A 16,816-nucleotide genomic window follows, 5' to 3' on the forward strand; every position below is an offset into this window, starting at 1 on the left:
CCTATGCAAGTATATCTTTAAAATCATTGATCGTGTGCTCTTTCGCGATCACAATAACACTATCACCGACTTCCAGATGATCGTCACCATTCGGAATGATAATTCTTCTGTGGCGTCCGATACATGCAATCAGGTTATTCGGCTTAGTAGGCAGATCTTTTAACGGAGTATTTGTGAAATCACATTCTTTGTTAATGATGTATTCCTGTGCTACAATCTTGCCATTCAGCAGTCGGTACATCGTCTCAATATTGGCACTGCTGTAAGAATTCATTCTTGCCTTAACGTAAGCAAGGATTGCATCTGCTGTCGCGCTCTTGGCAGAAACCGTACTCTCAATTCCAAGGCTCTCTACCATCTGTGCCCTTGTATCTGCATTGACCTTCGCAACAATTTTCTTGATCCCTCTTGTCTTTGCAAAAAGTGCCATCATAATATTCTCTTCATCCATGCCGGTCAGGGCAACAATGGCATTGGCATTCTCAAGGCCTTCTTCAATCAAAAGCTCCTGATCCGTCGCATCTCCATGAATAATCGTTGCCTTCGGAAGTAATTCACACAATTCCTCACATCTTGCCTGATTCTGCTCGATAATCTTCACCTGCATGCCAGCCTGTTGCAACTGAACTGCAAGATAAAAACATACATGACCGCCACCACAGATCATAACCTTCTTCACTTTCTCTTCCTTATGTCCAAGTGCACGGAAGAACGATTTCAGATTCTGATGTGATGCGACCACATGCATACGGTCTCCCTTTTCAATTACAAAATTACCATCCGGAATATAGACCTGCTCACCCCGCTTGATGGCGCATACAAGAATCTGGAATTCATATTTCTTGTTAATCTCTGCCAGTGATAATCCCACGATCGGGCTTGTCTCAGCAATCGGGAACTCTACCAGTTCCACTCTTCCTTTCATGAATGATTCGACTTTATTCGCCTCTGGGAAAAGCAACATTCTTGATATTTCATTAGCTGCTGCCAGCTCTGGATTGACCGCCATACTAAGATGCAGGTCTTCCTTCAACAATTCCATCTGGCGATAATAAAGAGGATTTCTCACCCTTGCGATGGTGTGCTTGGCACCAAGTCGCTTTGCCAGAAGACAACTAATCATATTCATCTCATCTGTAGATGTACATGCAATCACAATGTCTGCATGCGGCACATCCGCCTGTTTTAAAACTTCTGCATCCGCACCATTTCCATTAATACAGAAAATGTCCAGATTGTTCAAAGCTGCTTTCAGCTTCCCGGCATTTTGGTCAATCAGGGTAATGTCATAATCTTCTTCTGACAACTGTGTTGTCAGCTTATGACCTACCTTTCCATCGCCGATAATCACTATTTTCATTTCTTATCCCTCGTTATATTCTTCTTTATATTTTCACTGAATGCCTGAAAATTACTATTTATAAAACTGCATATAGGTATAGAGATTATAGCACTTTTAATCACAGAAAAAAAGCCCTAAACGGGCTTTTCTCCTGTTAAAACTTTAATTAACTTTTTCTTATCTTTCTATTCTTCAGCGGCTCTTTTTGCAATTTCTGCTTCTTGTACTTCTGAAGGTGCCTGTTCATAACGTGCAAATGTATATTCATAAGTTCCTCGTCCACCTGTCATAGAGCGTAATGTCGTGCAGTATCCGAATAATCCTGTCATCGGGACATCTGCTTCTACGATCTGATTTCCCGCGCCAACCGGCGTCATACCAAGCACACGGCCACGTCTCTTGTTAAGATCTCCCATTACATCTCCGGTGTACTCATCCGGAACTGTTACTTTCACAGATACGATTGGCTCAAGAAGTACTGGAGATGCCTCCATAAATCCTTTCTTAAATGCCTGGATCGTAGCAGTCTTAAATGCCATCTCAGAAGAGTCTACCGGGTGGTAAGATCCATCGTAAAGTGTAGCTTTGACACCAACAACCGGGTATCCTGCAAGAGGACCTTTCACTACAGATTCCTGAAGTCCTTTTTCTACTGCCGGGAAATAATTCTTCGGAACTGCTCCTCCTACAACTTCTTCATCAAATTCATAAGGTATTTCCAGGTCTCCTGACGGAGCAAAGCGCATCTTCACATGTCCGTACTGTCCATGTCCACCGGATTGTTTTTTATATTTGCTGTCTACATCAGACTGTTTGCGGATTGTCTCACGGAATGCAACCTTCGGAGTCTCCAGTGTTACTTCGCATTTGTAACGGTCTAATAACTTGCTGACTGCAATCTCCAGATGCTGATCTCCAATACCATAAAGAAGTGCCTGACGATTCTCGCTGTCATTGACTACCTTAAGTGTTACATCTTCTGCCATCATTTTCTGAAGTGCCTGAGATACTTTATCTTCATCGCCTTTATTCTTTGTTACATATTTCATATATGTATAAGGTTTTGAATATTCTGTCTTACCATAAAGAACCGGTGTTGTCTTTGTGGACAATGTATCCCCTGTTCTTGTTGCAGTCAGTTTTGCGATGGCACCGATATCTCCTGCAAACAGCTCACTGACTTCCACAGGTTTGTTACCGAACATCGTGTAAATCTTACCAAGCTTCTCATCTGTATCTGTATCTGCATTATAAAGTGTATCGTCACCTTTTAATACACCGGAGCAAACTTTAATAAATGAATATTTTCCAATAAACGGATCAACCATTGTCTTAAATACATAAGCTGATTTGGATCTTGCGAAATCATAATTTGCTTCATAAATCTCATTTGTCTTGCGATTGATACCTGCACATTCTCTCCAGTCCGGACTTGGGAAGAATCTTACAATATCGGACAGAAGATTGGCGACGCCCTGTGCCTGGATATTAGATCCCATAGCCACTGGGACAATACTTCCTTCCATAACCTCTGTTCTCATGGCAGAACGGATTTCTTCTACCGAGAACTCGTCTCCTGCAAAATAGCGCTCCATATATTCGTCACTAATCTCTGCGACTGCTTCCAGAAGCTTCTCACGGTACATCTCCAGGTTCGGTTTACAGTAATCTGGAATCTCACATTCCTCTCTCTGTCCAAGACCTGTATAACGGCGCCCTGCATTCTTGATGACATTGACATATCCGACCAGTTTCTCATTCTCACGGATTGGCTGGAAATGTGGTGCAATGACTTTACCAAACTTATCTGTCAGATCCTGAACGACCTGTCTGAAGCTGGCATCATCCACATCCATCTCTGTTACATATACCATTCTTGGAAGATTGTACTTGTCACAAAGTGCCCAGGCTTTTTCTGTTCCGACCTCTACACCTGCTTTACCGGATACGACAATAACTGCCGCATCTGCTGCACTGACTGCCTCTTCCACTTCTCCTACAAAATCAAAATATCCCGGAGTATCTAACACATTGATCTTTGCCTTTTCCCATTCGATTGGTGTCAGGGTAGTGCTAAGAGAAAATCCACGTTTCTGTTCTTCCTTATCAAAATCACTGATCGTATTCTTGTCCGCTACTTTTCCCATACGATTCGTTGCGCCTGATACATACGCCATGGCCTCAACAAGACTTGTCTTACCACTGCCCCCGTGCCCTAACAGGACAACATTTCTGATCTCGTCCGTTCTGTAAACTTTCATATTGGTTGCCTCCTTATATTATGTAGTAATTCTCAAGAATTCTTTATAATACTTCTTCCTGATATCCCATGTGTATATTGTACTAAACAAATCGAATTATTACAACTATTTTGTGCAAATATTATATGAAATATTGATTAATTTTCTAACTTTTGCTATATACAAACATTTTTGCCTTAAAATTCAGTTTTTGCTTTGTTGCTTTAAAGTAACAAAGCATTGACAAATCATAAGTAAGCAAGTTACAATAATTGACAGACATATTTTTGTCTTATGAAACACCAGGAGGTTTTACTATGAAAGAAAAGGTCGGCTTTATCGGTCTCGGACTCATCGGTGGTTCTCTTGCAAAAGCAATTCGAACCTACTTTCCGGATTACGAAATCGTAGCCTTTGATAAAAATAAAGAAGCTCTGGCACTCGCTACCCAGGAATCCGTCATTGATGTTGCGGCAACTACTATTGATGATAATTTTCGCAACTGTTCCTACATATTTTTATGCGCGCCGGTTGCTTTTAATGTAGCATATCTGAAGCAGTTGACAGAATATCTGAACGACGCTTGCATTCTGACCGATGTAGGCAGTGTAAAAACTAATATCCATGAGGAAGTTATTAAGCTTGGCATTGAGAAATATTTCATCGGAGGACACCCGATGGCTGGCTCTGAAAAAAGCGGTTATGCCAATTCCAAAGCAATGATTCTGGAAAATGCTTATTTTGTTCTGACTCCTTCAAAAGAAGTATCTCAGGAAAAAATAGATAAATATGAGCAGCTTGTCTCTACGATCCATGCACTTCCAATTATTCTGGACTACAAAGAACATGACTATATTACAGGCACTATCAGTCATCTGCCGCATATCATTGCTGCAACGCTGGTCAATTACGTAAAGGACAGCGATACAAAAAGCGAGTTGATGAAACGTCTGGCTGCCGGAGGATTTAAAGATATCACACGTATTGCCTCCTCCTCACCGACCATGTGGCAACACATTTGTCTAAAGAATAAAGACAACATTTCACAGATTCTTGCTTCTTATATTAAATATCTGGAAGAAGTAAAGAGCATGATTGATTCCGGAGATGGGCAGGCAATCTATGACTGGTTTGATTCCTCCAGAATATACCGGAATTCACTTCCGGGAGCATCGTCTGGTCCGATTAAAAAGGCATTTGAAGTATACTGTGATATTATTGATGAAGCTGGTGGAATCGCAGCCATTGCAACAATCCTCGCTTCGAATGGTCTCAGTATCAAGAATATAGGAATTGTGCACAACAGAGAATTTGAAGAAGGGGTTCTGCGTATAGAATTCTACGATGAGTCTTCCTCTAAGAAGGCCGCAGAGTTACTGCAGAAATTCAGGTATATTGTATATGAGCGATAGAATTATCTGCCCATGCAAAGGATTGCATGGAGAAATTATGATTCCGGGAGACAAGTCCATCTCCCACCGTTCCATTATGTTAGGTGCACTTGCACTTGGCACAACAGAAATCACTAACTTTTTAGAAGGTGCTGACTGCCTGTCTACTATCGGCTGTTTCCAGTCTATGGGGATTCAAATTGACCGTACTCCAGAGAAAATAATTGTTCACGGAAAAGGCATGCACGGTCTGGCCGCACCAAAAGATATTTTAAATGTAGGGAACAGTGGCACAACAACTCGCCTGATGTCTGGTATTTTGTCTGCCCAGGACTTTACAAGCGTGATGTCCGGTGATGCATCTTTGAACTCCCGGCCAATGGGGCGTGTTATTACACCTCTCACTCAGATGGGAGCACATATCACAAGTGTAAACGGTGATCTGTGTGCTCCGTTAAAAATAGAGCCAGGCACACTGCATGGAATCGATTACACTTCACCGGTAGCTTCCGCACAGGTCAAATCTGCCATACTTCTTGCAGGACTTTATGCAGATGGCAAGACTTCTGTTACAGAACCGGCTTTGTCCAGAAATCACACAGAACTGATGCTGAAAAGCTTTGGTGCTGATATCACTTCCACAGTCAACCCTGACGGTACTGCCACAGCACATGTAAAACCATGTCAGGAACTATACAGTCAGTCTATCTGCGTACCGGGAGACATCTCCTCCGCTGCTTACTTTATTGCAGCCGGACTTTTAACTTTGGATTCTGAGCTGCTTGTAAAAAATGTAGGAATTAACAAAACCCGCGCAGGCTTTTTGGAAGTGTGCAGAAATATGGGCGCTGACATTACTCTGGTCAACGAATCACTTGAGGGAGGTGAACCTCGCGCGGATATTCTTGTCCGTACAAGTAAACTGCATGGCACAACGATAGAAGGTGCATTGATTCCGACGCTCATTGACGAAATTCCAATGATTGCCGTCATGGCAGCCTGCGCCAAAGGTACCACTATCATCAAAGATGCGGCCGAATTAAAAGTTAAAGAAACAAATCGAATCGACACGACAACAGAGGCTTTAAGATCCATGGGCGCTGACATAACCCCGACTGACGATGGAATGATCATTCAAGGTGGACGTACTCTTCACGGTGCAAAGATCAACAGTTATCTGGATCACCGGATTGCCATGGCCTTTGCAATTGCAGCACTTAGTGCCGATGGAGATACCATCATACACGACAGCCAGTGCGTTGATGTATCTTACCCTGAATTTTTCGAGATTCTGGACGGATGCCGATAAAAGCGGCATCGTAAAACGCAATTTGACACGTAGTGCTTTTGCATTTCACTACGTGTCAAATTAATTCAGCTGATCTACAGACCCATTAAATGCTGTTTTAATATCCTGGTCTTATCTCTGGCAATTGGCAGGATCTGATCTTCATATCCCCGCATGCGCAAACTGAAGCTGTTACTTCCCCACGGGAATACTTCCCGCACTTTATCGAGATTTATAATAATACTTTTGTGAATCCTGAAAAACTGTTCCGGATCCAACTTCTTTTCATATTCTCCGATAGATTTGTTTTCGCAGTATTCCCCTTCTGTTGTGTAAATCTTGCAGCCTCGGTTATATGTCTCAATGTAAATAATATCTTCCACATTTTCAATAATAGTTCTTCCGTCACTGTTGATTGCCAGGCGGCGGATGGATGCCTGTTTTCCCTGGCTTTGTGAATCTGCATGCTGTACATTTTCTTCTTTCCCGCCAACTTTACACCTATCCAACACTTTTTGAATTCGATTCTGGTCAAAGGGCTTCATTACATAATCCTCTACCCCCAATTCAAATGCCTCAACTGCATATTCGGAATAAGCTGTCACAAATATGATTTTTGCCTGTGGCTGCATATTGTGAATTGCATTTACAAGTACGGTGCCTGATATATCTCCCAGGTTAATATCGAGAAAGAACAGTTCATACTTTCCGTCTCCTGCAAGCTGTAATGCTGCTGTACCGCTGTCTCCTTCTACTATTTCTGCCTCTTTTAGTAATTCCTGAATCTGATGCCTCAGTTCACTTCTTGCCGGTCTTTCATCATCTACAATCGCTATTCTCATGCTTCCTTCACCCCTTTATAAAAGTATAACTTCACAGTACTTCCCTTAGGCGTACTCTGAATCTGAAGTCCACGTTCCTCTCCATATACACTCTTCATACGCTTATGTACATTCTGAAGCCCGATGCTACTTCCTACCGGTTCATCTTTTGCTATTTTTTCCAGTACTTCTTCTGGAAATCCTTTCCCATGATCTGAAATTTCTACCCGGTATGCATCTGCTTCCTCAGTAATTCCAATATAGACATAACGGCATCCGGTCCGGTCAATTCCATATCGCACTGCATTTTCTACAAGTGGCTGTAAGATCAACGTTGGAACCAGAATTTCCATTTTCTCTGGCACATCATAAGTCACCTGGAGCTTCTCCTCAAATCTTGCCTTCTCAATCTGAAGGTAATCTTTGACATGTTCCAATTCTTCTCTTAGCGGAACCATATATGCATCATAATTTAGATTATAACGAAAATAATCTGCCAGTGTAAGCAGAAGTTCCCTCGCTTCCTCCGGATTTTCCCTGCATACCCACGATATTGTATTCAATGCATTAAATAAAAAATGTGGATTCACCTGAAACTGCAATGCCTTAAATTCGGCTTGTGCAAGCAAATTCTTCTGCTGTTCCAGTTCTAATACCGCAAGCTGTGAAGATCCAAGCGTCATCAGATGCTGTAACAACTCTATTTCACTTTGTCTGTCCATCCACTGACGTTTCATCCATACCGTCAGACTTCCGACTGACTGATTCTTCACCCGAAATGGCACCGAACTGATTGAGTAATCCTGCGCTGTATGGATCCATTTTTTCTCTCCAGTCTGTGCTTCGTATTTGACAAGTTTTCCTTCTTCCATTGCCTGTCTGCAGATTTCCGGAATTGGATCTCCATACTTTGCCTGATAGAAAATTGCCTGTTCATCTTTCGCTTTGCACTGCCACTGTATAACCTTTTCCCGGTCTGTAAACAAAATGCCGGACCACTGCGTTTCCTTCAAGATAATATCGGATAGTTTCTTCATATTTTCTGCTTTATTCAACCCGCCATCTTGCAAAAGTGGAAGACATTTTTGGGAAAGTACAGACATCTTCTGGATCTGTCTGGAGCTTTCCAGATCCTGAAAAATAAATACCCCGTTAAAATTGGAAATAAATACAATCATCCCAATCGCATTCATAATAATCATTGGAAGTGCAGCATCTACAATTGTATCTACTGCTACTTCCAGTGATACTGTCATGCGAAGCAGGGATGCCATGTCACAGATTTCTGCAAAACATGCCAGCAGGAACAGATCCGTATATTTCCACTTGCCTCTTTGAAAATAAGGATAGAATCCTGCTCCCAAAAGTCCGAACAAAATTGTAGCAAATGCAGAACCCCTTGCAAATACTCTCGGTGTCGAAAAGATAAGTACATATATTGCTCCTATGGCTGAAGAATATAATCCCACTAACGGTCCTCCAAGAAGTCCTGCAGACATTGCACCAATGACTCTTGTATTCAAACTGTAAGATGTAATCTTCACTCCGATGCAGGTCGATAAAATAATCAGGCCTGCGAAAATCATTGATAATATCAGATCTCCTTTCAACCCTCTTTTTTCCTGCAGAATCAATTTTTGCACTGTCTGGATCCTGGATAAAAGATTCGCTATAATCGCAAGCAATGCGATATTTACAATCAATGCATATACGATATCTTTGATTGACACGTATCCTTCCTCCTGTCTGTCCTTTACAATACTTTTCACAAATTATATCATGAAACTGTAGAAACAAAAACCCCCGGCATATCGAAGTATGCCGGAGGTCTTTGTTATTTATGAATGATGTTTTTAGCGAAACGGCTAATTATATGACTGCCTCTTAGTAAGTAACAGTCTTCTTTTCATCGTATACATCACGGTCAAGCTCACCAAGCTTGCTTGCTACAAGCAGACCGATCATAACGTCTACGTCTACGTTCATCAGTGTACGGAACATTCCGGCGAACCAGTCAATACCAACCAGTACTGCAATACTTTCAAGTGGCAGACCAAGCGATGTTGCAAGGAATGTATATACGATAACGGATCCGCCTGGTACAGAGATCGTACCAAGACACATCAGGCAGGAAAGAAGGATTGCCATTCCCATCTGATATGGTGTCATCTGAATTCCCGTGGACTGAGCCATGAAGAAGATTGCTGCTACATAACACTGAGCTGCACCACAACTGTTCATGGACATCGTAATCGGTCCTGTGAAATCAGCGACTTTACGGCTGATACCGAATTTTGTAACTTCATCTTCCATCTTAGTTGGAAGGCAGATAGCTCCGGAAGTTGTTGTAACTGCCATCATAGACATTTTAGCAAACTTCTTAGGCATCTTGAAAATATTTACCTTTGTTACTGCTGCTGTAAATGGTCCAAATAACAGGAACTGAATAGCATCACCAATCAGAAGTACAAGTAAGAACTTGAGCATCGGGATGATTACCTTAAATCCTGTAGTTCCGGCAACGTTAGCTAACAGACAGAAGATACCGATTGGAGCAACGTTCATAACAATTTTGATGATGTTTGTAATAACACCGTTAATTCCCTGTACCCACTCGATAATGTTACGGTTACCGCTCTCTTTTGCGTAAGCGCCCATAGCAACTCCAAAGAAAAGAGAGAATACGATACATGGAACCATGGAACCTTCAGCCATGGAATTAATGATGTTTGTTGGAACAAATCCAAGAATCGTATCCTGAATAGAGCCTGTCTCAACAGATGAATTTGCTACATCTGCTACACTTGCGATTTCAACTCCGATACCTGGCTGTAACAACATAGACAATGCTACGCCTAAACCAGCGGAAATAACTGTGAAGATAATGATCCATTTGAATGTATGGAATCCCATCTTACCAACATCTTGTCCATCGCCGCCACCAACTGCGGAAGCAACAGCAGACATAACAAGCAATACCACTGACATCTGGATCAGTCTGATAAAGATATCTCCGATAAACTTCAGGTTAGAAGCCCACTCGCCGACCAGTGCTCCAAACACGATACCACCTGCTGTAGCGATCAGTATCTGAGTTGTCAAAGATATTGAAAAACGCTTTTTATTTTCCATTTGTGAAACCCACTTTCTCATTCTTAGATTATCCGGTGCTTCTTAGATTTCATCTGCACTGAATATACCTTTTTCTCTGTTAATTATTAAAATGTGACTTTATTCAATGGGACGGCCGTGCCATATGTTTGACTATATTCTATATTTTTCACAGAACAAGTCAATAGATTCTGTTTCAAGTGTGGTTTATTATGCTTAAACGGTTGTTTTTTCGTTTTATCAGTGGCAAATTTAATAGTTAAATTTCCCGTCATTTTTTTCTTCTAAGGCTTTGATCATATGATAGGTATATTCACAATATGGAACCGGAATTTCAAACTCTTTTCCCATACGCATCATCTCACCTGCGAAAATATCAATCTCTGTGTGTCTTCCTGCATCCAGATCCTGCAAGGTTGAGAACCTCGCCTCTTTCACGGTTCCGTGAAAGAGAAGTAAACGTTCTGGAAGCCGCACACCTTTTTTTGCTGCCACCTGAACCACTTCCTGCCATAGTCCAGTTGCAACAGCCCGCACGTGTTCGCTATCTTTATATGCGCCAAAACCTACGCCAAGAATTGCCTGTGGAAGATTCTGGGAAACATTACTCACATATTTCAGCCACAGATCAGTCATAATATCCGGCACAAAATTAGCTCTTACAGAAGTTCCTTCAAAAAGATCTAACACTGCCTGTACACATTCTGTCGGCTCCGTATGATTCTTCTCTCCAAAGAATACTCCTGCAATCCGGTCAAAATGAAGTTCCATCTGATTGCCGTCACGGACAGCATCAATCCGCATCAGAGAATATAACATATGCCCCATACCAATTTCATTTCCAATAATCTCCTCGCTGGTCACGCCATTTAAAAGACTTAAGACAATCGTATTCTCACCCACAAGTGCGCAGATATCATCCATAATCTCAGGAAGTGCAGTCTGCTTCGTCGCAACCAATACCAGATCTACTTTTCCCGCTTCCTGCGCTGTTTTCAGATTCAGTGGACATCTCGCACCGTTAATATAGATTCCTTCTTTTTCCAGACGTTCTTTCCGCTTTCCAGAAGCAATTACACAAAAACGGTCTCCTAACTTAGCTGGAAGCCCATACGCAAAATATGAGCCTACCGCACCAACGCCAATCAAAGCCGCTGATTTAATTTCCATATCACACACTCCTTGCACACTATACTAATTTTATACTTTCTTCCAATACTACTTAAAAATCTATTTTAAACTTTGCAACAAATCCTAATTCAGAATTTAGTTCTACAAAATAGAGACTTTCGGTGCAATTATGACAGTATTTTACAAACTGTACAACAATGCATTGCAGATACATGCTGCAATATTACTTCCACCTTTTCTTCCCCGCGCTACGATATAAGGTGTATCCGACAATTCCAAAATCAATTCTTTTGACTGAATGACATTAACAAATCCTACCGGCACTCCGATTACCAGCTCTGGTCGGATTTTTCCGGCACGTATCAGCTCATACAGATGAATGAGTGCTGTCGGTGCATTTCCGATTGCAAAAATTAATTTTTCGTCTAATTCACAAGCTTTTTCCATGCTTGCTACCGCACGAGTTGTACCGTCGCGCTTTGCCTTTTCTGCCACGTCTTCATCAGACATAAAGCAGTACACCTGTCCCCCGTACTGAGCCAGTCTTTTTTTATTAATTCCGGAACGTCCCATCTGGGTATCTGTTACAATGGATGCTCCATTACGGATTGCTTCTTTTGCACGTGCAATTGCATTTTCCGAAAATACAAGGTTCTGTGCATAATCAAAATCTGCACTTGTATGGATACATCGTTTGATAACCGGTGCTTTTTCCGGATCCAATACAATCCCGTTCTGTGTAAGTTCTTCGGTTATAATCTCAAAACTCCTCTTCTCAATCTCAGAAGGAAGTACATTTTCCAGTTCGATTGCCATTACTTTTCCTCCACATTTTCCTTCATAATCTCATAAATCCGCTCCATATCCAGATGTGAACGAATACCATCAGCAAGTTTATCATATTGTTCTTCCTTAAATGACTTCAGATCCATACCGGATGCTTTTTCCAGTGTAATCCCTTTTTTCTTTGCCAGTGCTTTAACAATTACATCGGTAACACCTTCCATATCAAAAACACCATGGATATAAGTACCATATACATTTCCATCTGAGATACCATCCTCACTGATCTTACCGCTGACTGTATCCTGAATCCGGCTCATATGCTCCTTGGAAATAACTTCTTCCACGTATGTTGTCTCACCCATATGAATTTCATATCCTTCAAATGCTACATTAGAAAGCTCCGAAAAGATTCCTTCTACATGTGCAAATGTTCCATTTACTCTTGTCCTCGTCTTCTTTCCGGTAAATACAGTCTCCGATGGCAGCAGTCCCATTCCATGTATCATTCCACCGTCTTCTACTTTGTCTGGATCACTAAGTACTTCTCCTAGCATCTGATAACCTCCGCAGATTCCCCATATAGGCGTACCTGTAGCCGATGCTTTCAAAATACATGCTTCCAGACCACTCTCACGAAGCCATTCCATATCTCCCATTGTATTTTTAGTTCCCGGAAGAATTATCATATCCGGGGTTCCAAATTCAGACACATTTTTCACATAGCGAAGGGATACTTCCGGAATATTTTCCAATGCCATAAAATCCGTAAAATTAGAAATTCTTGGCGTACGTATGACTGCGATATCCAGAAGCCCGCCACTTTTCTTTGAAGTGAAACGCTCTGTCAGACTATCCTCATCCTCAATCTCCACATGAAGATATGGCGTTACTCCTACCACCGGAACATTCCCTTTTTCCTCCAGCATCTCGATTCCAGGATCTAGAATTGTCTTATCTCCACGGAATTTATTAATAATCAGACCTTTTACACGTTCCTTTTCATCCTCTTCCAGAAGAAGCAATGTGCCAAGAAGCTGTGCAAATACTCCTCCCCGGTCAATATCTCCGACAAGGAGAACCGGAGCATCTACCATCTTTGCAAGCCCCATATTGACAATATCATTTTCTTTCAAATTAATCTCCGCCGGACTTCCTGCACCTTCAATTACAATGATGTCATAATTTTCTTCCAGTTTATGAAAAGCCTTCATCACATCTGGAATCAATTCTTTTTTGTATTTAAAATAATCACGGGCACACATATTCCCCAGAACTTCTCCGTTTACAATGACCTGAGATCCCACATCATTGGTCGGCTTTAACAGAATCGGATTCATGGATACTTCCGGCTCGATTCCTGCCGCTTCTGCCTGTACAACCTGGGCGCGTCCCATTTCCAGACCTTTGTCTGTGATAAATGAATTCAATGCCATATTCTGCGATTTAAACGGTGCAACTTTGTAGCCATCCTGCTTAAATATCCTACATAGTCCCGCACAAAGAAGACTCTTTCCCGCATTGGACATTGTTCCCTGTATCATAATCTTCCAAGCCATGTGATCAACCTCTCATTTTCTTCTTTTGTCCGCACTGCAATCCGGTAAAAACCTTCTGACAACCCTTCATAATTCTGACAATCGCGGATCAGAAATCCTGCTTCCAGTGCCTCTTTTTCAAGTCCTGGTCTTCCTTTGAAAAACAGATAATTGGCTTTTGATGCAAATACAACATATCCCATCATCTTCAAGATATTTCTCATATACTCCCGCTGACCAGATACATATTCTCTTGTCTGTCTGATATATTCTTTTGGCTTTTCAAGTGCTGCCACTCCCGCCATCTGTGCCGGAACGGACACATTCCACTGTTGAAGCTTCCAGGACATTTCTTCCAGAATATCCTGATTACTGCTGATTGCATAACCAAGACGCAGTCCCGGCATACTGAATATTTTTGTAAATGCTTTGATGATTAGTAAGTTTGGATATTCTCCCCTTAGATCTGACATCTCATATCTGTTTGGTTCATCCAGGAATTCTAAGAAACACTCATCCAATATGACAACTATATTCTGCTTTTTACAACGATCCAGAATCTTAATCAACATATCCCGGTCAATGGTCTGTCCGGTTGGATTATTCGGATTACACAAAAATATCATATCTATTTCTTCCGAAAGCTTATCCACATAATCTTCCCGAATCTGAAAGTTATCTTCCTCACACAGATAATAATATTCTACTTCTGCACCAACACTTCTTAGAGCTTCTTCATATTCTGAAAATGAAGGCGCTATCACCAGCGCTTTTTGTGGCCAAACTGCCTGCACTACCGCGAAAAAAAGCTCTGCCGCACCATTTCCACAGAGGATTTCTTCCATATTCACTTGTTCAAATCTGCTGATTGCTTTCCTGAGAGCTTCGCATCTTACGTCCGGATAATGCTCAATCTTTGCTACGCTCTCCTGTACCGCGCGTTTCACCGATTCCGGTGTTCCCAACGGATTCGTATTGACCGAAAAATCAATCACGTCCGGGTGACGGTAAATATCTCCGCCATGGAGTTTCCTTGGTTTCTTTTGCACTTGATTCTCTCCTTGATTCTCAATTCATTCTTGCCTTATTATGCGGTTACAATTACATTGACAATTCAATGCATTGTGCCTGTTCTTTTATACTTGTACAGTAAAATACCACAAACATACCAGCACTTTCACAACTTCAAATACCACTAATGCAAGTACTGCTGTCATATACAGTAATGTGTGAGATCTGCGGATATCCTCCGGTTCAATCTCCCGGATCGCATCTCCGATCGTAGGCTTCTTGCAAAGCTTTCCAAAATACCAGGCGTCTCCGGCAAGCTGCACATCTAATGCTCCTGCTATAACGGATTCTGTCTGTGCAGAGTTGGGACTTTTATGATTATATCGATCCCTCAGGAATACTTTCTTTGCATTTTTCCAGTCCATGTGCGTAATTGCAGATGCCAGAATCATAAGCCAGGCAGATAATCTTGCCGGGATATAATTCACTACGTCATCAAATTTTGCTGCTGCCGTGCCAAAATACTGATATTTTTCATTCTTATATCCTACCATGGAATCCATGGTATTAACTGCTTTATAACCAAATCCAAGCAAAGCTCCGCCGATTACCATATAAAAAAGAGGTGCAATAACACCGTCTGACGTATTTTCTGCAACAGTTTCTACCGCAGCCTTTGTCACTCCTTCGATTGTCAGATTCTGTGTATCCCGTCCCACGATCATGGAAACGGCTTTTCTTGCCCTCGCAATATCTCCTGTCTGAATTTCCTGATAGACACGGTCACTCTCCACCTTCAGTGACTTTGTTGCAAGGATCTGATAACACATAAAGCTTTCCACTGCCAGTCCAAGATAAAAGGAAATGTGGTATGCAAGATACAGAATTCCTCCTGGAACTGCCATACTGACTGCCACCACGATTACGACTAATAATCCTCCTCCGATCCGCTCCCCCGTTTTTCCACTAGGGAATAAGCTTCTTATAATTTTTTCCACCCCTGAGATCAAATGACCGATCATTCTCACCGGATGATACAGCCACACCGGATCTCCAAACATCAGATCCAGCACAAATCCCGCCATCACCGGAAGAAACATCTGCAATAATAAGTTCATATCCTTCTCCGTTCTTCACTTGATAATCATAATAACTGCCGTCCGGCTGACCATTCTCATCTCTGGCATATCGGTCCATGATACTCATGATCGTTCCACCATGCGCCACAACTGCGACGCTCTTGATCTGATCATGTCTGCACTCCTTTATGACCTTTTCAAAACCGCGCACACATCTTTTTCTGAATTCTTCCGGATTCTCTCCTCCCGGAAATGTCATGGTCCCCCCACTGTCAATCCATGCCTGATATTCCGGGCAATCCGACAATTCTTTATAATTCTTATTTTCAAATATACCAAAATCACATTCCCTGAGTTCTTCTACTTCATAAAAGTTTTCTTTGAAAATCAATTTTGCTGTTTCCATGCAGCGCTTCATGGGACTTACATATACCCTCTGGACTTCCGGATATATATTTTTCTGAATATAACTTTCCAGTAATACAATTCCCTCCGGGCAAAGTGATTCATCCGTCCGTCCAATATATCGTTTTTTCAAATTGCCTGCCGTCATAGAATGACGAATTAAATATAGTTGTATCATTCCATTTATTTCCTCATATAAATCTGCTTCCATTTATCATAATTGGGGCTTTTGCTCCTAACATCATCCTACTTCTAGTATCAAAGATAAACTATTTGACCTGCGCCTTAATTACCGTCGGAATTCCACAGACAACTCTTATCACACTCTTTGCATCTTTCGCCAGCTCTGTGCAGATGCGCCCTGTAGTTTCCCGTACTTCTCTGAGAAATGGGTCCATCGGCACGATTCCATATCCAATCTCGTCCGTCACTAAAATCAAATCTGGATTTTTCTCCTTCAACTGCTTCGCCAGTTCGGAAATATCTTCTCCTTCCGAGAGCAATCGTTCTATATATTTATGAAAATGAAAAATTCCCCTGTACTGAAAGATTGCTTCTTTTTCGCACTGCTCTCCGTCTGTCCAGCGCACATCCGGAAACGTCTCCTTTGCATAGGCAAGTTTTCCCTGATATGCTCCTCCTATAATCATGATCATCTCTTTTCACATGCCTCGTC

The 16,816-nt window shown here is 41.8% G+C and carries 14 protein-coding genes; 2 read left to right on the forward strand and 12 right to left on the reverse strand.

Going from position 1 to position 16,816, the window contains the following annotated elements; translation table 11 throughout:
- Nucleotide 1: 1 nt before the first annotated feature.
- Nucleotides 2–1,360 carry a Trk system potassium transporter TrkA gene (trkA, locus tag NQ560_RS10425; RefSeq protein ID WP_005334098.1) on the reverse strand — a complete coding sequence of 453 codons (1,359 nt, stop codon included), beginning with the start codon at nt 1,358–1,360 and terminating at the stop codon, nt 2–4.
- 167 nt (nt 1,361–1,527) lie between these two features.
- Nucleotides 1,528–3,603 (reverse strand): elongation factor G, encoded by a 2,076-nt coding sequence (locus tag NQ560_RS10430; RefSeq protein WP_005334099.1) that lies wholly within the window; start codon nt 3,601–3,603, stop codon nt 1,528–1,530.
- Between the two features lie 296 nt (nt 3,604–3,899).
- Here NQ560_RS10430 and NQ560_RS10435 point away from each other — a divergent pair, with 296 nt between their 5' ends.
- Together NQ560_RS10435 and aroA are read left to right on the forward strand one after the other, a co-directional pair.
- Nucleotides 3,900–4,994 (forward strand): prephenate dehydrogenase, encoded by a 1,095-nt coding sequence (locus NQ560_RS10435; protein WP_005334100.1) that lies wholly within the window; start codon nt 3,900–3,902, stop codon nt 4,992–4,994.
- Complete coding sequence (gene aroA, locus NQ560_RS10440; RefSeq protein WP_005334101.1) at nt 4,984–6,282, forward strand: 3-phosphoshikimate 1-carboxyvinyltransferase; 1,299 nt, start codon at nt 4,984–4,986, stop codon at nt 6,280–6,282. The genes NQ560_RS10435 and aroA overlap by 11 nt, the downstream gene beginning before the upstream one ends.
- 74 nt (nt 6,283–6,356) lie before the next feature.
- On the opposite strand, the gene NQ560_RS10445 is transcribed toward aroA, so the two are convergent.
- The 10 genes from NQ560_RS10445 to NQ560_RS10490 all read right to left on the reverse strand — a co-directional run bounded on the left by NQ560_RS10445 (nt 6,357) and on the right by NQ560_RS10490 (nt 16,796).
- Nucleotides 6,357–7,103 (reverse strand): LytR/AlgR family response regulator transcription factor, encoded by a 747-nt coding sequence (locus NQ560_RS10445; protein ID WP_005334107.1) that lies wholly within the window; start codon nt 7,101–7,103, stop codon nt 6,357–6,359.
- Nucleotides 7,100–8,812 (reverse strand): histidine kinase, encoded by a 1,713-nt coding sequence (locus NQ560_RS10450; protein WP_040015566.1) that lies wholly within the window; start codon nt 8,810–8,812, stop codon nt 7,100–7,102. Before NQ560_RS10450 ends, NQ560_RS10445 begins: the two co-directional genes overlap by 4 nt.
- Nucleotides 8,813–8,966: 154 nt before the next feature.
- On the reverse strand, nt 8,967–10,214 hold the full coding sequence (locus tag NQ560_RS10455) for a dicarboxylate/amino acid:cation symporter (RefSeq protein WP_207635668.1): 1,248 nt from the start codon (nt 10,212–10,214) through the stop codon (nt 8,967–8,969).
- Between the two features lie 231 nt (nt 10,215–10,445).
- A complete protein-coding gene (locus NQ560_RS10460; protein ID WP_005334120.1) occupies nt 10,446–11,363 on the reverse strand; it encodes a ketopantoate reductase family protein in 918 nt (305 codons plus the stop codon).
- A 141-nt stretch (nt 11,364–11,504) separates the two neighbouring features.
- Nucleotides 11,505–12,140: a precorrin-8X methylmutase gene (locus NQ560_RS10465; RefSeq protein WP_005334121.1), complete on the reverse strand. Its 636-nt coding sequence runs from the start codon at nt 12,138–12,140 to the stop codon at nt 11,505–11,507.
- Nucleotides 12,140–13,666 carry a cobyric acid synthase gene (locus NQ560_RS10470; protein WP_005334122.1) on the reverse strand — a complete coding sequence of 509 codons (1,527 nt, stop codon included), beginning with the start codon at nt 13,664–13,666 and terminating at the stop codon, nt 12,140–12,142. Before NQ560_RS10470 ends, NQ560_RS10465 begins: the two co-directional genes overlap by 1 nt.
- Nucleotides 13,648–14,694 carry a pyridoxal phosphate-dependent aminotransferase gene (locus NQ560_RS10475; protein WP_005334123.1) on the reverse strand — a complete coding sequence of 349 codons (1,047 nt, stop codon included), beginning with the start codon at nt 14,692–14,694 and terminating at the stop codon, nt 13,648–13,650. The genes NQ560_RS10470 and NQ560_RS10475 overlap by 19 nt, the downstream gene beginning before the upstream one ends.
- An 87-nt stretch (nt 14,695–14,781) precedes the next feature.
- Nucleotides 14,782–15,717, reverse strand: coding sequence for an adenosylcobinamide-phosphate synthase CbiB (cbiB, locus tag NQ560_RS10480; protein WP_052302923.1), 936 nt, complete (start codon nt 15,715–15,717; stop codon nt 14,782–14,784).
- Nucleotides 15,623–16,318, reverse strand: a complete 696-nt coding sequence (locus NQ560_RS10485; RefSeq protein WP_052302932.1) for a histidine phosphatase family protein — start codon at nt 16,316–16,318, stop codon at nt 15,623–15,625. Before NQ560_RS10485 ends, cbiB begins: the two co-directional genes overlap by 95 nt.
- A gap of 91 nt (nt 16,319–16,409) precedes the next feature.
- A complete protein-coding gene (locus NQ560_RS10490; RefSeq protein WP_005334127.1) occupies nt 16,410–16,796 on the reverse strand; it encodes a bifunctional adenosylcobinamide kinase/adenosylcobinamide-phosphate guanylyltransferase in 387 nt (128 codons plus the stop codon).
- Between the last annotated feature and the right edge of the window lie 20 nt (nt 16,797–16,816).

The sequence above is a fragment of the Dorea formicigenerans genome (assembly GCF_025150245.1).
Classification (GTDB): domain Bacteria; phylum Bacillota; class Clostridia; order Lachnospirales; family Lachnospiraceae; genus Dorea; species Dorea formicigenerans.

Excerpts from the sequence above, each read along its gene's own strand:
- NQ560_RS10470 (WP_005334122.1), bottom strand. The coding sequence starts at position 13,666 with ATGGCTTGGAAGATTATGATACAGGGAACAATGTCCAATGCGGGAAAG.
- trkA (WP_005334098.1), bottom strand. The coding sequence starts at position 1,360 with ATGAAAATAGTGATTATCGGCGATGGAAAGGTAGGTCATAAGCTGACA.
- NQ560_RS10435 (WP_005334100.1), top strand. The coding sequence starts at position 3,900 with ATGAAAGAAAAGGTCGGCTTTATCGGTCTCGGACTCATCGGTGGTTCT.
- NQ560_RS10430 (WP_005334099.1), bottom strand. The coding sequence starts at position 3,603 with ATGAAAGTTTACAGAACGGACGAGATCAGAAATGTTGTCCTGTTAGGG.
- NQ560_RS10485 (WP_052302932.1), bottom strand. The coding sequence starts at position 16,318 with ATGATACAACTATATTTAATTCGTCATTCTATGACGGCAGGCAATTTG.
- NQ560_RS10460 (WP_005334120.1), bottom strand. The coding sequence starts at position 11,363 with ATGGAAATTAAATCAGCGGCTTTGATTGGCGTTGGTGCGGTAGGCTCA.
- NQ560_RS10455 (WP_207635668.1), bottom strand. The coding sequence starts at position 10,214 with ATGGAAAATAAAAAGCGTTTTTCAATATCTTTGACAACTCAGATACTG.
- NQ560_RS10465 (WP_005334121.1), bottom strand. The coding sequence starts at position 12,140 with ATGGCAATCGAACTGGAAAATGTACTTCCTTCTGAGATTGAGAAGAGG.
- NQ560_RS10445 (WP_005334107.1), bottom strand. The coding sequence starts at position 7,103 with ATGAGAATAGCGATTGTAGATGATGAAAGACCGGCAAGAAGTGAACTG.
- aroA (WP_005334101.1), top strand. The coding sequence starts at position 4,984 with ATGAGCGATAGAATTATCTGCCCATGCAAAGGATTGCATGGAGAAATT.
- NQ560_RS10490 (WP_005334127.1), bottom strand. The coding sequence starts at position 16,796 with ATGATCATGATTATAGGAGGAGCATATCAGGGAAAACTTGCCTATGCA.
- cbiB (WP_052302923.1), bottom strand. The coding sequence starts at position 15,717 with ATGTTTGGAGATCCGGTGTGGCTGTATCATCCGGTGAGAATGATCGGT.